Consider the following 17,580-nt stretch of genomic DNA (forward strand, 5'->3'; position numbering starts at 1 on the left):
TTTTATCGTCTCGATCTTGCCTGCTTTATGGGAGCCATTGCACTATGGCTTCCTACGGGCTTTTATGAACGAAAGGGAGCTGAAGAATTAGAGTTACCTATATATCCCTAACCTCTTTCGCTGCCTAGTTCGGTTTAAAGCCCCTAAGCCGAGCCTATGAATAGGCAAAACCCTGGGTATTCTTCATCCGGAAGGAATCTATAAATGGATTGATTAAAAAATCCAATAACTCATCCCAAGGGCCGTGGCGTTTTTCATAGGCTTAACTTATTAATCCTTCGTTGATCTTTTTGAGCTGCTCCTCGTTATGCCCCGTGTTGTTCTTGTTAATCCTCAGATTCCTCCCAATACTGGAAATATTGCTCGAACCTGTGCTGCGACAGGCACAGAGCTACATTTGGTAGGGCCTTTAGGGTTTGAAATTAGCGATCGCTACCTGAAACGTGCGGGTTTAGACTATTGGAGCTATGTGAATCTGCATTACCACCCAACCTACGCTGACTTCCAACAGTACCACTCAGTGTTTTCAGGCCGTCTTCTAGGTTTCAGCACTTCAGGAAAATGTAGTTATGTTAAGTGCAGTTACGCAGCTGACGACTGGCTCCTGTTTGGTGCAGAAACTACGGGGTTGTCCCCGGAGGTTTTGCAAGCTTGCGATCTAACCTTGCGAATTCCTATGGCAGAGGTAGGAGTGCGGAGCCTGAACCTATCCGTGAGTGTTGCCGTTGGCTTATTTGAAGCGAAGCGACAATTGAATCAACTGACCTGAATGAACGTAAGCTTTATTGATAAATCCCTGTAGAAGTATTGCTGCGTAGAAAACCTAAGTCTTCCGCCCAGCAATGCTTCTACAGGGATTTACCTACTTCTGTTGCCCTATATAGGTGGAGCATTGGTGTGGCACCTTCTGGTTAGCCGTTCGTGCAAGACCCCGATCAGAACGTGTCAGATCAACCTAAATATTAAATTCACATACTGGTAGAACCGCATGGATATGGGTCACTGCTAAAGCTACTTAGCAGCCCAATGTAAGGAATGAAGTTTCTCACCCCAGGAAGTGGCAACATCTAAAACCTATACCGTTAGCGACAGGTGTGCTTTGAGAGACGCGCAACAAGCTGTCCATTTTCATGCTAGGAAAGCCAGCAAAACCATCTATTACTGTATAGCTGATTGGAAATTCATAGACCGTCTCCGTAAAATCCCTGAGCTTTTCGCAGCGCTTCATGGAGTACAGCCTTGCTACTGGCAGCGAAGATTTTTGAACCAGAAATGACTGTTTTCCCGGAGGATCCTTCGTTTAAAGGGAAACAATAAGGGGAAAATACGCATGACTTATAGAAATAGAAATTCAGTAGTCTGCAATACCTTGCCACCTAGTCTTGTATAAGAAATCCCAATAAACAAGTCTGGAAATGCGCGTTAAGCTAAAGCGGTTAAGAGGGTGTATTGGCACTTCGTAAAAAAGGGTAAATGCATGCTCGTAAAAACAGGTTTGGGGCGAATACTTCCTTCAAGCCTGTAGCCAGAATTACTATCCAGGTGCTGCAAAAAGACAGCCATTGGGTTCTGGAAAAGATCTTTTAGGTTGGGTGTGAGTAATTTGGAAAAAAGCTTGAAAGCTCTGCTGAATAAGGATTTTGGCTTTCGGTGTTAAAGCAGAAAAGCCCTTAAGAGTTGACAAGGGGTGTTTGCAAAAGGTAAAAAGCTAAGCTTGTAATTCAGATTTGCTAAAGGGTGTTGCGTTTGGCAGTTTCTGAATGCTTTCTGGATCCGGTGAGCACCTTGCTAGTTCAGTTGTTTCATCGATTCAGGAATGTCGGTTAACACATTGCTTTCGATTTTGTTTCCAAGCAGGTGTTGATTTTTCTTAAGTCTGGTGTAATCTTGTCTAAGCTAACGAGTGAAGGTAATGTTACCTAGCCGTAAGCCTTTGTCAGTGATCTGAATCGTTCGTTCGTGTGATCCCTGTCACTAAGTTCAGGGCCACGGTTTGAACTATAGGACAGTTACACGCCGTTCACAGGGAGGTTTTTCTTTGAGACGCGTAGTTCCGCAGAAGGTTCAGCCCGCTGCTGACCAATCGTATTCCGGAGAGTTGCCGACGGAGATAAGTAAGCCGGGCAATCCCGGCGGCGCCCGTCGCGCCCGTACTTCAGCCGCCATGATTGGCTTGGCTATCTCTATGGGAGCATCCGGGCTCCTAATTCCTCGCCACGATGGTCGTGCAGTGGCCGCTGAGCCCCAAACGGCAGAGGCAGAGTCGGCTCCTGTTCCCGTTGATTCTAGCGACTTGTTACAGCCCGCCGCTGCTTCCGATGAGATTACCCGTTCTGAGTCTGTGGGTGAAGTCACAGGTTCTCTCAGCACCGATAGTCCCTCTTCCAACGCCCTCGAAAAAGCTGAGGGCGTTTCTCCTGAAGGAAGCTTTGAACAGCTGCGCATGGATCGAGATACGTCTCTCGAGCGCCTGAGATATCAGCGAAGCCAGCTCCAGCAAAGCCTATCAGGCTCAAGGGTTGCCCCAGAGTCTGTAGAGGTTCCCGAAGCGAACATTCCTAAAGCGATCGCTCCCGACACGACTCCTGAAATGCTTCCTCCGGAGCTATCGGGAACCGTACTTTATCGGGTGAAGCCTGGTGATACGATTGACTCCATTGCCCGCGACCATGGCGTCTCTCGACAGACCCTAATTTCCCTAAACGATCTGCAAAATCCTGACTTTCTGCGAGTGCATCAGGCTATCCGAGTGCCCCAGGTTTCTCAGGAAGCTCAGTTGCCTCATGGTTTTGTTAATGTGTCGGCTCCTACTGCTGAGCCGGAAGCTCAACTCCCCCAAGTGGTGCGCCCTTCTGTGGTAGCGGCCACGGTGTCCCCTGCGCCTCGGTCTACTGTTCATCGGGTTGCCCCAGGGGAGACAGTGGCGGCGATCGCTCGAGCTTACGGTGTTTCCTCAGCAGCGCTCATTACAGAGAACAGGTTGACGAATCCCAATCGCATTTGGGCTGGCCAGGAGTTGCATATTCCTGGTGGTACCCGCGTCGAACAGTCAGCTAGTTTACCTTTGACCATTGCATACAACCCTGAAGGGGCGTCTTCTGCTGAACCCTTAACTAAGGATTCAGGATTTGAGGCTTCTGTGCCTGAAGTGGCAGCGCTTCCGTCTGGTGCTTTGGAGAACTTGTCCCGCCCGGAACCAATTGTTTCCTCCAACAGCGCGGTTTTCTCGACGGAATTCATTGCGGTTGAGTCTTCAACGCCTGAGGTTTCAGGAGTTGTGCCTCCGATTGAAGCTTTGCAAGCTTCTACAGTTCCGGCTGTGGGAGGAAGCAACCTCTACGCGGCTCAGTTAGCAAGTGAGGTATCTGACCTCCAAACTCGCTACTCCAGTGAGCGAGTTGAGGTGCCCTCTGCTGCTCAGCAACCGACTCTAATTGCCTCCAGTTTTGTTGGCCGTCGTTCGAATTCGGTAGCGTCTTCTGATCAGCAGCGTGTTGCGGCAGTGGCTCCAACCACTGCTCCCGAGGTGATCGATGCTCAGCTGTCGACAGAAGAGTTGCAGGAGCGGGCTACGGAACGGAAACCAGATGCCGTTGCGACTGATTCTGCTACAGAACCTCAAGTGGTGGCTGCAGCTCCTATCGGCTCTGAGAATTACGCGCCGTTACTCGAACCGATTGTTGGTCGGATGGTAGCTCCTGAGTTGCCACCTCTCCCTGCCGCAGATGCCTTCTTGCCTCAGGGTTCGAACATCTTTGCAGGTTATGCTTGGCCGGCTCGGGGCGTTTTGACTTCTGGCTATGGTCCTCGCTGGGGTCGGATGCACCGGGGAATTGACATTGCTGCTCCTGTGGGAACTCCTGTTTATGCTGCTGCGCCGGGAGTAATTGAATATGCGGGTTGGAACTCCGGTGGCTATGGCTACATGGTAGACATCCGCCATCCCGATGGCAGCATGACTCGCTATGCTCACAACAGTCGTCTGTTGGTGCAGCGTGGTCAGGAAGTCGCTCAAGGTGATCAGATCTCCGAGATGGGCAGCACGGGCTATAGTACTGGCCCTCACCTGCACTTCGAGATCCACATGCCTGAGCGAGGTGCTGTTAATCCTATGACGATGCTGGCAGCTCGCTAATTTCTAAAGCGTTAGCGTCTACCCTTGACTCAGGAAAACCATTCAGGTTTTCCTGAGTCTTGTTTTTCCAAACGATGGAGTGCTGTGAAAACCTGTGCGAAGCACAAGGTCTCACAACACTATTAGCTTATTGCTTAAATGCTTTTTACAAAGAGCAAGACCTGTATTCTGCTTCAAGTAGGGGAATACAGGTTTAATGACCAAAATAGAGGGGGCTTAGCCCCCTCTATTTTGGTCATTAAACTAGTCGAATCTTTCCCGTTCGTAAGGCATCAAACACTTGATTAATGCGACGGCGATCGCCATCATTCAGTCGACTATCGGATAGAAGTGCCGTCATGAGGCTCTGGTGGTCCTTGCGGCTGATCTGACCTGTTTCTAAAATATGGTTGATTTCCAGAGAGTTATTGGAGTTGGGTCTCTCGGTGTTTGACGAAATCATGCGTAACGTTGCTCCTAATGCGTCCCTAGATGCTGAATCACTCAATATATTCCCGCTTGACTGTGAGAAGAGCCAGATGGGAACGTGTTGATGCTTCCTATGTTCTATTCTTCCGGAAGATCTTGCTGAACAGGCAAAGGATGGGTAAGACTTGGTTGAAGTTTCAATGAACTATTTCCGAGGAATTGCGGGTGGAGATTTATCGCATTCCGGCCCTGTCGGATAATTATATTTTTCTTTTGCATGATCCAGAGCGTCAGCAGGCAGCGGTGGTTGATCCAGCGGAAGCGGCTCCCGTTTTGAAGGAACTGGAGCAGTTAAGAGCAACCCTGGTCGCTATTTTTAATACTCATCACCACGGTGATCACGTTGGTGGAAATACTCAGCTATTGCAGCAATTTCCTGATGCTGTTGTCTATGGAGGCGCTGAGGATCGGGGCCGTATTCCACGCCAGCAGGTGTTTTTACAGGAGGGCGATCGCGTCATGTTTAGCGATCGCGAAGCAACCGTTTACTTTGTTCCAGGGCATACCTGTGCCCACATTGCCTATTATTTTCGACCAGAAGATCCAGGGGAAACAGGGGAGCTTTTCTGTGGCGATACCCTGTTTGCGGGAGGATGTGGCCGGCTATTTGAGGGAACGCCTGGGCAAATGGTGGAGTCCCTACGCAAACTGCGATCGCTACCTGACAGTACACGGGTCTGGTGTGCTCATGAGTACACCCTAAAAAACTTGCAGTTTGCCCATTCTGTGGATCGCCATAACCCTGTCTTAGAGCAACGCCTGGCTGAGGTGGAGGTCCTCCGCCAGCAAGCTCAACCTACGGTGCCTTCCAACTTGGGCGTTGAAAAATTTACCAATCCATTTCTGCGTTGGGATGAACCGGTGCTACAAACAGCCATGCAAAGCCACGACCCTATCCAGACGTTTGCCCGATTACGGGGGAAGAAGGATCAGTGGTAGTGCAGATAGTGGAGAAAACTAATTTTTCCCACTACCTGCTTAATTCTCGCGGTCTCGGGCTTGATTCCAAAATGAGAATTGCTGTAATTCTCAAATAAAGCTTGCGATCGCCCTATCTTCTTCGATATAATCCGAAACTGGTCTATCTGAGAAAGTTCATGGCTAAGCGGGTTCAGTTAGTACTTAACAAAGATGTCAGCAAGTTGGGCAAGGTCGGCGACCTGGTGGAAGTCGCCCCCGGCTATGCACGGAATTATTTATTGCCTCAGGGGCTGGCGGTGAATGTAACCCCCGGAGTCCTGAAGCAGGTAGAGCGGCGGCGTGAGCAAGAGCGTCAGCGCTTGTTGGAGTTGAAGAAAGAGGCCGAAGTTCAAAAGGCTACGCTGGAGAAGCTGGGCGTTTTGACCATCGCCAAACAGGCTGGGGAAGGCGATGCCATTTTCGGCTCGGTGACGGATCGGGAAGTAGCCGAAGTTGTTAAAGAGAAGACTGGGCTGGAGCTGGATCGTCGCGAAATCGAAGTGCCCGAAGTTCGCAAAGTTGGCAGCTACAAGGTGCAAGTGAAACTGCATCCTGAAGTGGTTGTAACCCTCAACCTCTCGGTAGTTGGCGAAGCCGAAGCATAAAGATTCTTCGAAATAGTGGACTAGTTCACTTGTACTCTGCAACAATAGTTGCAGGGTCTTTTTATAGGCACTGAGGGTGATGAATAATCTTCAGTAGGTGAGCAAAGCCGAACTGGCTCTAGAGTTGAGCCACCTGTCTGTTACTTATTCAGGTTGAGTAAGGCTCTGTATCTAGTGTTATTTTCTGAAAAAGATCCGTTTCTCTCTACTACAGATGGGTAAGAGATGCTAATCTGAAATGCACCCCTTCTGGTTCTCTATCCGGTGGACTGGTTATGGTTCAAGAATTGAACTTTCAGGCCTATAGCGATCGCCTGCCGCCCCAGAATATTGATGCCGAAGAGGCGATATTGGGCGGGATTTTGCTCGATCCAGAGGCCATTGGCCGGGTAGCAGAATTGCTGCGTCCTGATGCTTTCTACATCAGTGCCCACCAGGAAATTTATCGGACGGCTCTGTCGCTCTATAGTCAGGGAAAACCCACAGATCTGATGACGGTTTCAACTGCCCTGCACGATCGAGGTGTTCTCGATAAGGTGGGCGGGCAGAGCCGTATTGCTCAGTTGGTGGATCGGACGGTCAGTGCTGTCAACATTGATCAATACGCTCAACTGGTCACCGACAAATACCTGCGGCGAAAGATGATTCAGGTGGGGACTGAGATCAGTTATCTGGCCTACGAAACCGCATCCCCTTTAGAATCCGTTTTGGACCAGGCGGAGCAGAAGGTATTTAGTATCACCCAATCGCGACCCAATCAAAGTCTGATTCCTACCGCCGATATCCTGACTGCCACGTTTTCAGATATCGAGGAACGCTTTGCGGGCATGGTCATGCCAGGGATTTCCTGTGGCTTCTATGATCTAGATGCCATGACGCAGGGATTCCAGCGCTCTGACCTGATTATCACCGCGGCTCGCCCAGCGATGGGGAAAACTAGCTTTTGTTTGAATATTGCTCGCAATATTTCAGCATTTCATAAATTGCCGGTGGCAATCTTTAGCTTGGAGATGTCGAAGGAGCAGTTGGTTTATCGTCTGCTCTCCAGTGAAGCGCAGATTGAGAGTGGGCGGCTGCGGTCGGGCCGAGTGAGTCAGAATGAGTGGGAACCGCTGGGCCACGCCATCAGTTCCCTGTCGCAAATGCCGATCTTTATTGATGACACACCCAATATTTCCGTGACGGAGATGCGCTCGAAAGTGCGACGGCTTCAGGCGGAACAGGGAGGAGCCTTAGGGTTAGTGCTGATCGACTATTTGCAGTTGATGGAAGGCAGCGGCGGTGATAACCGGGTGCAAGAGTTGTCAAAGGTGACGCGATCGCTCAAAGCTCTGGCTCGCGAACTCAATGTGCCCGTCATGGCACTCTCTCAGCTCAGCCGAGGAGTTGAGTCCCGAACCAATAAGCGTCCCATGATGTCGGACCTCAGGGAATCGGGCTCCATTGAACAGGATGCCGACCTGATCATCATGTTGTATCGGGACGAGTACTATAATCCTGATACTCCGGATCGTGGGATTGCGGAAATTATTCTAACCAAACACCGGAACGGTCCGGTAGGTACTGTCAAGGTTCTGTTTGAGCCGATGTTTACTCGCTTCCGAAATCTAGCCACTCCGGGCCGCTCATAGGCAAAAAGAATCTTGCATAAAGGATGTGTGGTAGATTTTACTCCTCACATCCTTTATCTAACCCTAGCTCTGCTTAAGGATGCTTTCGAGTACCGCACAATGCCCGACCCTCAAAAACACCCATTTTCGTATGTGCGAAGCGCACGCAAAAATGGGCACTTGAGTTTATCTAATAGGCAACAAAGAGAAGACGAATCCTCTCCCTCTCCCTCTCTTTGTTGAAATATCATGGTCGCTACAAGAACTGTGCCCACGCTCGAGCAATTTCAGGGGAACCATACCAAAGTTTGCCAGGTCGAGGAGAATGCACCACGTTATCTAAAACATGGTTCTCAGCTCCGTCGAGCAAAGCAGCTTCGATAGGGGTAATGCCATCTCCCCAGGCATTGCCTTGACCTATAGTTTGTTCATAGCTGCTATAGCTAAACCAGTTGCGAAAGCGATCGCCCTCAATTGATTTGCCTGCCACGCAGACATAGCGCACCGTGGAATAAAATGCGCCAGGGTAATTATTTTTGACGAAATCGAGATTACGACGCGTCCAACGCTCCTGGCTTACATGGGGGGTGCCCAGAGTGACAAGAGTGGCAACGTTTGGGTGCGCTTTCCAAAGGCAAGTGTAAGCAGAGTCAGTGTCGTGAACCTGGTAAGGCACTTCTCCCAGATAAATCCGCGCAATCCATCCCCCTGCCGAGTGGCCAACGAGATTAATGCGATCGCTCCCGGTCCGTTCTTGTATTTGGCGGACGGTTGTATCTAACTGTTCCAAAATAGGACGTACTGAACGTCCTCCCAGAGTTGGTAACCAGTCACGCCGTCGCAGGGGTACTGTGGCGACAGAAATTCCACAGTCCTCAAGGGCCGTTTCCATTTCACGGTAGGGTAGGGCACTGGCAAGGTATCCGGGGAGGATGACGGTAGGCAGAGGCATAAAGGCAAGGGAGCGAAGAATCAGGGGATGAGTTTTCGATAGTGAGGTAGTTGATGAGGCGATCGCTCGGGTGCAACTATTCGAGTCCCTTCAACCAGTCCGAGATATAGGCATTCACCTGTTCGGGACGCTCATCGTGAGGACAGTGGCCAGTATTGGGAATAGATGCGAACTGAATTCGTTCAGGTTCTTGCTCTGCCAGCATCTGGTAGAGTTTGGAGCCTGAGATAGGCGTCCAGGGGTCAGCGGCGCCCCAGAGAATTAGAAGCGGTTGAGTGATTTTGGGCAGCAATTCTGAAGGATGAGGGCCGGGAGGAGCGGTGAGGATGGAGGCGAATACCTGCTGGGCACCCGGGTCGCAAGATGGTTCGTAGATGATATCTACGAGTTCATCGGTAACGGCGGTGCGATCGCAATACACTTGCTGCAAAGTGCTGCGAATGCGTGATTTCTGCCGCACTAGATTAAACATCAATGGGCCAAAACCAGGGGAGCTAACGACTCGGCTAAACGTGCCCATGACCATTCGGAGAGGCGGGTTCAGTTCTTCAGGCCGGTGATTTAGACCCCCGGCAGCATTAAGGAGTACTCCGCCCCGGCTCAAGTCAGGATGGTGAGCCAGCATCATGAGAGCTAAGAGGGCACCGATAGAGTTGCCCGCCCAAACGGCAGGAGCCTGGATTAATTCCCTTGAAAAGTCTGCCAGGAGGTTTTCCCAGAGTTCCAAAGAGTAGTCAAGAGCGGGTTTATCGGAGCCACCAAAGCCTAGTAGATCTATAGCAAATACCCGGTAGCCTACTTCCGCTAGAACGGGGATATTCTTCCGCCAATGGCCAATAGAGGCACCAAAGCCATGGATAAGGACGATAGGAGTGCCCTGTCCCCGAACGGTGTAGCGGATACGGTGGCCTTGCCAATTCCAGGTGGAGAACTCGATTTGAGAGGTGGGAATTGCAGAAATGGTCACGGAACGCAGCTCAATGAAACTTCATGATTCTGATCATAAAGCCTTTTTACGGTTGAAACAGGGGTAAGAAACCGTCCTTGACGCTCTGGTTAGGTCGACTAGCCAGTCATGTCAGCACACCAGCGCCAGTTATAACGATTCCAGTCGTAAATGCCTTGAATTTCGTACTCCATCCCATTATCAAATCGCACAGTACACCGATTAATCGGGCGTTCTTCGGAGGGAAATTCTTCGACGTGGATAACGGTGCAGGGAACCCATTCCCGTATGCAGGGGCCATCTTCCTGCACCCATTCCCAGAGATTATTAGCGACTTCAATGCGATCGCCCACCCGTAATCGTTGGGGTTGGCGATAGGCTAGCACATGTTCTGGTTGTACTCGTTCCAACCAGGCTAAACCGTAAGCATCTCGCAAAAATTGCACCCTTCCAGAATCATGTCCGGCCAACCAATCATTCAATAACTGTGCTTTCCAGGGACGATTAAGCTGGTCTTGTTCCTGGATGAAGTCCAGTAGGGTCTGGCGTTCCTCGGGGGTCAATTCCTCTAAGGGGTTTGGGGCTAAAGTGCTGCTTTGCTGAGTAATACGGGCAATCGCCTGACGCAAAATCATTTGTTGCTGGGCGTTCAGCGGTTGCCCCAGCGCCTCGCATTCTGCGAAAGCAGCATTAAGAATGTCATCCCAGTCGGTGTCTAACATCGCGATCACCTACCGAAACAGGGTTATGAAGACATTTTGACCTAAGAACGCGCCCTTCTCAAGGGTTCGCTACTGGAATAGCTGAATACGTATAACCTTCGCGCCCGTTAGGACATAGGAACGAGTGGCAGCACTGCCTCTGATGTCCTAACTAACGCGACACTAGCAATAAGTATAAAATGCGAAGTGAAGTGCCTGTACGGACAGGCCGTTTGACGCGAGAATTTAGGAAATGCTCCAGCAACCAATCATCGAGGCTGAGCGATGCATTCCTCCGTTGTTTCATTTCTATAGTTGCTATGCAAATTAAACTTTCTTTTGGCCTGAAGCGGTTAGCAGCGTGGGGGGCGATCGCACTCTTAACGCTGGTTCTCTGGCTGCCCGCTGGTACTGCCCAGGCGCTAACTCAGATCCGCCTGTTTGATCTGAACTATCGTGAGTGCCCGCCAGAGCTAGCAGAAGGAGCGGTTACTCCAGGTGGTGCAGCCCTGGCTGCTAACTGCTTCATTGTGTATGGCAAAACCGAAAATACTTCGGGGCGTCCAGTACTCAATGCTGATATTTTTGGTCGCATTCTCGATGCGAATGATAACCCAGTTATGCAAAACCGTACGCGTCTTGGTTCCATTGAGGAAGTACAACCAGGGATTGGAGAGTTTGAACTGCGGATTTCAGTGTCAGAAAACCAGGCTACTCCCCTAAAACTGGAGCAGTTTAAAGCCTCTGGATTTGCTGGAAAAGTGCGGCGGTAACTTCGTAGCTATTAGTTCCGAGACGAAACCAAAAGAGAGAGTGGGGTTCTGCTTCCACTCTCTCTTTTATTAGCCCTCGAGAAAGATTTTCTGAAATTCCTGATTTCAACACAGGCAAACTTAAGCCGTGCATTACTAACTGCAAAAACAGAACCACCCTTTGCGACGTTAAAGGGTGGTTCTGTTTGAAGTGCCATGAGTCTTGTTGCAATGCGGAATAAGAACCCGAGGCCAGATTAATTCAGTTCTGCCAATGTTGCAGAGAGGGTTGCAAGTACTCGATCTGTACTACTACCTGATAGATTAGGCCCCCAAAAAACCATGTCTGGCCGTTCTCTTTGAATAATTTCCAGGCTGCTCTCGACAGTGGAAACGGTTAAAACGCTATAGTTTTTTTCCAGAATGGCTCCAACATTTGGGGAGTCATTAAAACCTTCTTCAATAATTAAGACTTTCATCAACAGGATTCCAAACTAATTGAACACACCGTTATCTAAAATCAGACGCGCTTACTGTTTAGGGCAAATGTTCCAGGTCGAATCGTGCAGCAAGATCGCTCAAGCGATAGGCAACAATGGTGGAGCGGCCAACAGGACAGAGCGAGATTGTTCCCTGAACAATCTCAAGCACCCGGTAACGAGTGCCGTCATTCGAAACTAACCAAGCACCAGGGACCATATCTGTAGTTCCTTAGAATGGATTTTAAAGAGTTGGAGATGCAGATTTTGTTGTGATTGTTGATACAAAAGAATATACGGCAGAGTCAGCCTCAGTTAAGCAAACATTAAGAAAATGTACTTAAAGATTAATTAATTTTTCTTTTTATCAGAGCTTTTTGTCTGTCTTAATGGGTTTCTGTGAGTTTTCTTTAATTCCTGGCCACGTTTCAAGTGCATCAGCGGTATTGAGAAGAACATGGAAACCTCTAAAACCACTGATACGCTTAAAGCGCTCCAGTTATTCCTTTGCTTTGGAGATTTCCAGTAATAAAATTACCTCCGTGATGTGAGTGCTTTGCCCGCGAAGCGGGCAAAGCACTCACATCACGGGTAAATTCTATGCAGAGATTTCCTTTCATGATGATGCGGAACCTATTGCTGCTAGAAGAAAACCTGAAAATACTGGTTTTTAGCGGTTTTAGGGGAGACTACTAATTGTAAAAATGACTGTATCCCAGTTGTCTACCTAAACAGGAGTATTAAGAAATGTATCTAAAAGAAGATATAAGTACACCAAGTCGCAGGCTTTGATGGAGGTAATCCCTACACTTCAGATCGCTGCATGACTGTTTTCGAGACGATCAAAAAGATTGCCGCTAATTCTGGCTACCAGCTTTACACCTCCGAAACCCATTCTTTGGAGGGCTATGTTCTTAAGCAGAAAGACGCTAGCTGCCCTGATGGAATTTTTCAGTCTCTTGACGAGGTGATTGTCTATTTAATGGCGCAAAGCCAGGAGAATGGCCAGGTTGGCAAATAACTGCCATTCTTAGAGAAGGTTAGAGTCTGTTTAAGGGTTGTTTTTTCGTGCGAGATGCGCACGAAAAAACAACCCTTTCAGCCAGCTTTAAAACATGCTCTAAACAAAGCGATCGAGAACAGAGGTAACATCAGTCGTTGCAGGCAAGGTTAGCAAGAATTCTTTCTCAAGAATGTTGTGTAACTCTACAGTTGTACTTAAAGTATGATGCTCTGTTTTACCGTCTAAATAACGTATCGTGAATTTATTATTATGTAATGCGTAACGGCACTGAGTGTCAGGTCTTGCAAGGATAAGGGAGTTAACAAATAACGAATTGGGATGAGTTGATACATACCAATTACTGACCTCATAATCAGGTAAGTAATGTTCTTGAAGATTAAAGCGGTATAGAGAATTCCACTCGCTTTGTAACTTAGCCTGCAAGATGTAAGTGCTCTCGGATTTAAATAAACGAAACGGTTCATGAGGAGTATTCTGCTCCAGATCTGGAATAAGTGCTAACGGAGCAGTCAGGGTTAACCCGCCAAATCCTACATCCACGATGTAGGGCTGAGAACCAATGTCAACACGCAGCAGCATGTGTGTCAACGGATTAATGATTTCTTCTGGAAGATTTCATAATACGCGTGCTGCCAAGCAGGTTACTTGAAAACCCAGCGTCAACAGAACCGATCGCAGCAGTAAGTTATGTTCAAAACAGTAGCCTCCACGACCTTGGTCAATTAACTTTGACTGCAAGGAGGTTAAGTCGAGGCGTACTGGCTGTTTGAGTAGCGGACTGAGGTTCTCAAAAGCGATCGCTTTTGTATGACACAAATGTATTGCTTGTAGTGTTTCAAGGGTAGGAGTGCGATCGCCACTATAATGAATGCGTTGGAAATAAGCATCCAAATTAATGTTTTCAGGTGACGTTTTTATTTCCATTTTCTGTACCTAATGGTATCTCATTACCCTACTATAGCTATTCTCAACACTTGTATTTTGCGTGGAAATTTAAATAGTTTCTAAAAAGTGGAATGATTTACCCTCACCTTTCAAAAATTATTTCAAGCTGCGTGAAGAAACACTGTTGGAAATAGATTTTAGGAATATCGGCCTCATCTATAATGTCATTTTGAGAAGACCGTCTTACTCACTTAATCCCGTGTTCTCAGAATCTCAAGAGATAGCTATTGGGTCGTTTGGGTGTTGATCCCGTTTGGGGCGTTAAAGAGTCTTTACCCAGTTTTACAGTAGGTCCTAATCCCCAAACATCTACCTAGTAGGCTGCGGCCTAAGTTCGCAACCTATGTTTTTGTGTAGGGTGCGAAGCACCCTACACAAAAACATAGGTGATGGATTTCCGCCTCAGCGTACTAGATTCTTTGAAGACAAAAAGGTCGGCGTTTATTCTAAAGTTGTTAAGAAATGTGCTTCAGAATAAACATTGGTCATCGCCGAGACGTGTTGTAGTAAGACAAACAACCTATAGAGGGCTACCGTGAAGGCATACAACGATCCAAGATTGAGGTCCGGCTAAAGAACTGAGTTGTCCTCCTGGCCGAACTTGCAGATTATCTTTAGACTCCTTGCTGTAGGTCAGTGGTTTATCTTTACAGGCAGAGCTATCAACGGCTTGATTGTTGTGTACGGTATCTCAAAAACACTAAGTTTTTGTATTTCGCAAGACATTGCTGGGTGAAACGATTCCATAGTTTCACTCAGTGAAATATGAGAGAAAGAGGTGTGTTTCTTAGGAGTGATTGGAGGGCGATCGCTCTCCAATCACTCCTAGACAAAAGAAACTGTAAGTTTCTTGTGAGAAATATTAAAAAATGCAACAGAGATAGAACATTGCTATTGCCGCCACTTCGGGACAGCAATAGGAATGCTCTGAACTTTAATTTTATAAAAGTGTAAGAACTAAACAACGAATCGCGCACAGGTGTAAAGCACCGCGCACGATTGGTTTCTTCATTTTCCGGTCCACCAAAATGGACTTTAAAGGCAAAGAACCTGCCAATCCTGGTTCAACCAATACAAGCCGTCGGCCAGCTTAACCACAGCCCCCGGAGTTAAAACTGAGAGGATACCGTCGTTCGATAGTTGATGTCGGACGATTTGGGCGATCGCTTCCTGTAACTGCTTTCGAGTGGCGGGAGTACCCTGACCTTCCTGGTTGATGCCGGTTTGCGCTTCCCAGTAAAGGGCAATGGGATGATAAGGGCTAGTGGGTCTTAGGGTGGAGACTATCTCTTGAGAGGAAGTCGAAGTGCTACTCATGAATCAATCACAGATAAAATTATGTTCTAAACAGAGCAACGCATGGCTCTATCATGCCCGATTGTGGCGGCAACTGCCATCCCCTTCGCTTTGCTACCTATGAAGGAAGTAGGGACTAAGGAACAAGGGAACATCACTGACTATATTAATGAAATCATCCTCCATTCAGGGTAGTACATTGTATCTCGTATAGCAAACTTCACAGGGTCTGAATACACTACAGCTCAAACTGTTTACGTACCTTCCGGTATGTTTTCTTGAAGTCTTAATACTGTATTCAAGCAATACGCGCAATATCCCATCAAATCTTCAAAATCCGCTTGAAAAAGCAAGATGCGCAGGAAGTACAGCGTTTTTTGCATCTTTATAACCTATTTCCTCCCTGAATATGCCTTAGAACAACACTTTGCAGGGGTTTTCTGAAACGTTTGATACTCTCCAAGCTACTACCCTGAATTATTGGCTATAAAAGAAATAGACAAGAGTTGCTGAAAAGAGATCGCTGTACTCCTAGCGGCTCTTAACCGTGATAATCTCTAGGATATAGGATTAGGCATCGCTGGATACGGCAACCTTTGCCAATTTGGTATGCTAGCTGATTTGTTGGATCTCGTATCACCTCCATGAGTTTACTGTTCGTTCTAGGGGTTCTCCTCACTCTGTTAGCTGTAGGCATTGGTCTCTATTTGCTCACGGCCCGCCGCTATCAGACCTCTGATTCTGTCGCCAATTCCTATGACCAGTGGACTGAGGACGGAATCCTGGAATTCTACTGGGGCGAACATATTCATCTAGGCCATTATGGCTCGCCACCCCGACGGAAAAACTTTTTAGTGGCGAAAGCCGACTTTGTTCATGAAATGGTGCGCTGGGGCGGTTTGGACCAGTTGCCGCCGCACACAACAGTCTTAGATGTGGGCTGTGGTATTGGTGGCAGTAGTCGCATCTTGGCTCGAGATTATGGGTTTTCGGTAACGGGAATTACCATTAGTCCTCAGCAAGTGCAGCGGGCGCGAGAGCTGACGCCTAAAGGGGTAGACGCCCAGTTTTTTGTAGATGATGCCATGGCGCTCTCGTTCCCAGATGCCAGTTTTGATGTGGTCTGGTCTGTAGAAGCAGGGCCGCACATGCCTGATAAAGCAATCTTTGCACGAGAGTTGATGCGGGTACTAAAACCCGGAGGTATCTTGGTTTTAGCCGATTGGAATCAACGGGACGATCGCCAAAGCCCCTTAAATGCTTGGGAACGTCCGGTGATGCGGCAGTTACTGGACCAGTGGGCGCACCCTGCATTCTCCAGTATCGAAGGGTTTGCCGAAGTGTTGGAAGCCACAGGTCTGGTTCAAGGAGTTGTGACCACCGCCGATTGGACGCAGGAAACTCTGCCATCTTGGTTGGACTCTATCTGGCAGGGGATTGCTCGTCCCAGTGGCCTGATTCGTTTTGGGCCGACAGGTTTGATTAAGTCGTTACGAGAAGTGCCAACCCTATTACTGATGCGGTTAGCTTTCGGTACGGGACTGTGTCGATTTGGAATGTTTCGAGCCCAGAGGGCAGATGCATCACCTCCACCGATTACTCAGTCGGTCCCTATGGTTGTTGAAAAGTATAAGTAGGCTGGGATTGGTTCCACCTTTCAACAATGATTCAGAATTTCTCCCATTGTTGTCCGCAACTTAATTTAAGTCGGATATATTGTTGAGTCATATTATCAGAAATATTTTAGCCCCAGTTCAGGATAAGCTGGAGTGCCTATTTTGGCGTGCGCGAAGCGCACGCCAAAATAGGCTTTTTCAAGTACCGTGTTAGCAAGGGAAAAGCTCACTGTTATAAAGACTGGAGGCGATCGCCCAAGTGTAAGAAAAATGCTAGAGCCGCACCACTAATACTGGAAAAGAAAAGAGTCGTTACGATGGTCATACCAAATCCTACCAGCATCAGAAACCCATCAGCTTCCAGAACGCCTATCGACAGCACGAGGATGGTATAGGCGGGAAACATGTTTGTAAAGGGAATGGGGAGTGGTAATGACATTAGCAACCCATTCCAGAACAAACACAATCCTCCTAATCGATACAACATCCAATTCTCTCGAACAAATAGCAGGCGAGAGCGAGACAGACGCTCAATTGGGTAAAGAATGCGCGTCAGGTTTTTAAGAAGTTCTCGCGATAGCTTGGGGGTGAGTTCTAATCGGGCGATTGGAGAAGGTAGGCGAGGCTGATGCCAGCCTATGGCGATTTGGAATCCCATAAGTGTAGGACCAGCTGCAAATAGCGCGGATATGCCGGGTAAAGGAATGGGTACCGGAAGGAGCAAGGGTAGCGTAAGGATGATACTAATAACGCCAAATCCCTTCTCGCCAGTGCGTTCTAGCAGGGTTGAGATACTGAGTGAGCGATCGGTATATTCTTCAAGTAGAAGCTTAATAGTTTCAGACAGTTTCATGGGGCTATGCTCGCCTCTTCCACCACTTCAGGACCAAAACCCAGAACCCTCTTTTTTCGTTGTACAGCCATGAAAAAAGAGGGTTCTAAGTTTTGATGCAAAATGGGGATGCGTCCTGTTTGCCCCCGTGTAAAATTGAGTGTGATTGAAACTCAACCAATCTAATAAACTTCCCTCAAAGCTTAACAGAGTAGTAATCCCAAAAGGACTTTCATAATAACACTTCGGATAGAATATT

16 protein-coding genes and 1 pseudogene are annotated in these 17,580 nt (G+C 48.1%); 8 read left to right on the plus strand and 9 right to left on the minus strand.

Annotation, left to right across the window (positions count from 1 at the left end):
* Window positions 1-307: 307 nt before the first annotated feature.
* Together NDI52_RS23240 and NDI52_RS23245 are read left to right on the plus strand one after the other, a co-directional pair.
* On the plus strand, window positions 308-769 hold the full coding sequence (locus NDI52_RS23240) for a tRNA (cytidine(34)-2'-O)-methyltransferase (protein WP_190772834.1): 462 nt from the start codon (window positions 308-310) through the stop codon (window positions 767-769).
* 1,269 nt (window positions 770-2,038) lie between these two features.
* On the plus strand, window positions 2,039-4,135 hold the full coding sequence (locus tag NDI52_RS23245; protein ID WP_190772835.1) for a peptidoglycan DD-metalloendopeptidase family protein: 2,097 nt from the start codon (window positions 2,039-2,041) through the stop codon (window positions 4,133-4,135).
* A 238-nt stretch (window positions 4,136-4,373) separates the two neighbouring features.
* Here NDI52_RS23245 and NDI52_RS23250 read toward each other — a convergent pair whose 3' ends face one another.
* Window positions 4,374-4,577 (minus strand): hypothetical protein, encoded by a 204-nt coding sequence (locus NDI52_RS23250; RefSeq protein WP_190772836.1) that lies wholly within the window; start codon window positions 4,575-4,577, stop codon window positions 4,374-4,376.
* Between the two features lie 191 nt (window positions 4,578-4,768).
* On the opposite strand from NDI52_RS23250, the gene gloB reads away from it, so the two are divergent.
* The 3 genes from gloB to dnaB all read left to right on the plus strand — a co-directional run bounded on the left by gloB (window position 4,769) and on the right by dnaB (window position 7,799).
* On the plus strand, window positions 4,769-5,542 hold the full coding sequence (gene gloB / locus NDI52_RS23255; RefSeq protein ID WP_190772837.1) for a hydroxyacylglutathione hydrolase: 774 nt from the start codon (window positions 4,769-4,771) through the stop codon (window positions 5,540-5,542).
* 158 nt (window positions 5,543-5,700) lie between these two features.
* Window positions 5,701-6,168 (plus strand): 50S ribosomal protein L9, encoded by a 468-nt coding sequence (rplI, locus tag NDI52_RS23260; RefSeq protein WP_190772838.1) that lies wholly within the window; start codon window positions 5,701-5,703, stop codon window positions 6,166-6,168.
* A 275-nt stretch (window positions 6,169-6,443) separates the two neighbouring features.
* Entirely contained in the window at window positions 6,444-7,799 is a 1,356-nt protein-coding gene (dnaB, locus tag NDI52_RS23265) for a replicative DNA helicase (RefSeq protein ID WP_190772839.1), read from the plus strand.
* A gap of 235 nt (window positions 7,800-8,034) precedes the next feature.
* Here dnaB and NDI52_RS23270 read toward each other — a convergent pair whose 3' ends face one another.
* From NDI52_RS23270 to NDI52_RS23280, 3 genes are all read right to left on the minus strand, one after another.
* Window positions 8,035-8,730, minus strand: coding sequence for a lipase (locus NDI52_RS23270; protein ID WP_190772840.1), 696 nt, complete (start codon window positions 8,728-8,730; stop codon window positions 8,035-8,037).
* A gap of 76 nt (window positions 8,731-8,806) precedes the next feature.
* Window positions 8,807-9,697, minus strand: coding sequence for an alpha/beta fold hydrolase (locus tag NDI52_RS23275; RefSeq protein ID WP_190772841.1), 891 nt, complete (start codon window positions 9,695-9,697; stop codon window positions 8,807-8,809).
* Window positions 9,698-9,795: 98 nt separating this feature from the next.
* On the minus strand, window positions 9,796-10,398 hold the full coding sequence (locus NDI52_RS23280; protein WP_348256525.1) for a hypothetical protein: 603 nt from the start codon (window positions 10,396-10,398) through the stop codon (window positions 9,796-9,798).
* 299 nt (window positions 10,399-10,697) lie between these two features.
* On the opposite strand from NDI52_RS23280, the gene NDI52_RS23285 reads away from it, so the two are divergent.
* Window positions 10,698-11,150 carry a hypothetical protein gene (locus tag NDI52_RS23285; protein WP_190772843.1) on the plus strand — a complete coding sequence of 151 codons (453 nt, stop codon included), beginning with the start codon at window positions 10,698-10,700 and terminating at the stop codon, window positions 11,148-11,150.
* Between the two features lie 236 nt (window positions 11,151-11,386).
* On the opposite strand, the gene NDI52_RS23290 is transcribed toward NDI52_RS23285, so the two are convergent.
* The gene (locus NDI52_RS23290; protein ID WP_190772844.1) at window positions 11,387-11,608 is read right to left on the minus strand and encodes a hypothetical protein; all 222 of its coding nucleotides are present in this window, start codon (window positions 11,606-11,608) and stop codon (window positions 11,387-11,389) included.
* A 58-nt stretch (window positions 11,609-11,666) separates the two neighbouring features.
* Window positions 11,667-11,828 (minus strand): hypothetical protein, encoded by a 162-nt coding sequence (locus tag NDI52_RS23295; protein WP_190772845.1) that lies wholly within the window; start codon window positions 11,826-11,828, stop codon window positions 11,667-11,669.
* Between the two features lie 603 nt (window positions 11,829-12,431).
* Between NDI52_RS23295 and NDI52_RS23300 the strand changes: the two genes are divergently transcribed.
* Window positions 12,432-12,629, plus strand: a complete 198-nt coding sequence (locus NDI52_RS23300) for a hypothetical protein (RefSeq protein WP_190772846.1) — start codon at window positions 12,432-12,434, stop codon at window positions 12,627-12,629.
* A gap of 99 nt (window positions 12,630-12,728) precedes the next feature.
* On the opposite strand, the pseudogene NDI52_RS23305 reads toward NDI52_RS23300, so the two are convergent.
* Window positions 12,729-13,556 (minus strand): annotated as a pseudogene (locus NDI52_RS23305) (arylamine N-acetyltransferase).
* A gap of 1,056 nt (window positions 13,557-14,612) precedes the next feature.
* Window positions 14,613-14,894 carry a hypothetical protein gene (locus NDI52_RS23310; RefSeq protein WP_190772847.1) on the minus strand — a complete coding sequence of 94 codons (282 nt, stop codon included), beginning with the start codon at window positions 14,892-14,894 and terminating at the stop codon, window positions 14,613-14,615.
* Between the two features lie 623 nt (window positions 14,895-15,517).
* On the opposite strand from NDI52_RS23310, the gene NDI52_RS23315 reads away from it, so the two are divergent.
* Window positions 15,518-16,510 (plus strand): methyltransferase domain-containing protein, encoded by a 993-nt coding sequence (locus NDI52_RS23315; RefSeq protein WP_190772848.1) that lies wholly within the window; start codon window positions 15,518-15,520, stop codon window positions 16,508-16,510.
* 211 nt (window positions 16,511-16,721) lie between these two features.
* Here NDI52_RS23315 and NDI52_RS23320 read toward each other — a convergent pair whose 3' ends face one another.
* On the minus strand, window positions 16,722-17,342 hold the full coding sequence (locus NDI52_RS23320) for an exopolysaccharide biosynthesis protein (protein ID WP_190772849.1): 621 nt from the start codon (window positions 17,340-17,342) through the stop codon (window positions 16,722-16,724).
* Window positions 17,343-17,580: the final 238 nt, after the last annotated feature.

Source organism: Leptolyngbya sp. PL-A3 (assembly GCF_039962325.1).
Taxonomy (GTDB): Bacteria; Cyanobacteriota; Cyanobacteriia; order Elainellales; family Elainellaceae; genus Vacuolonema.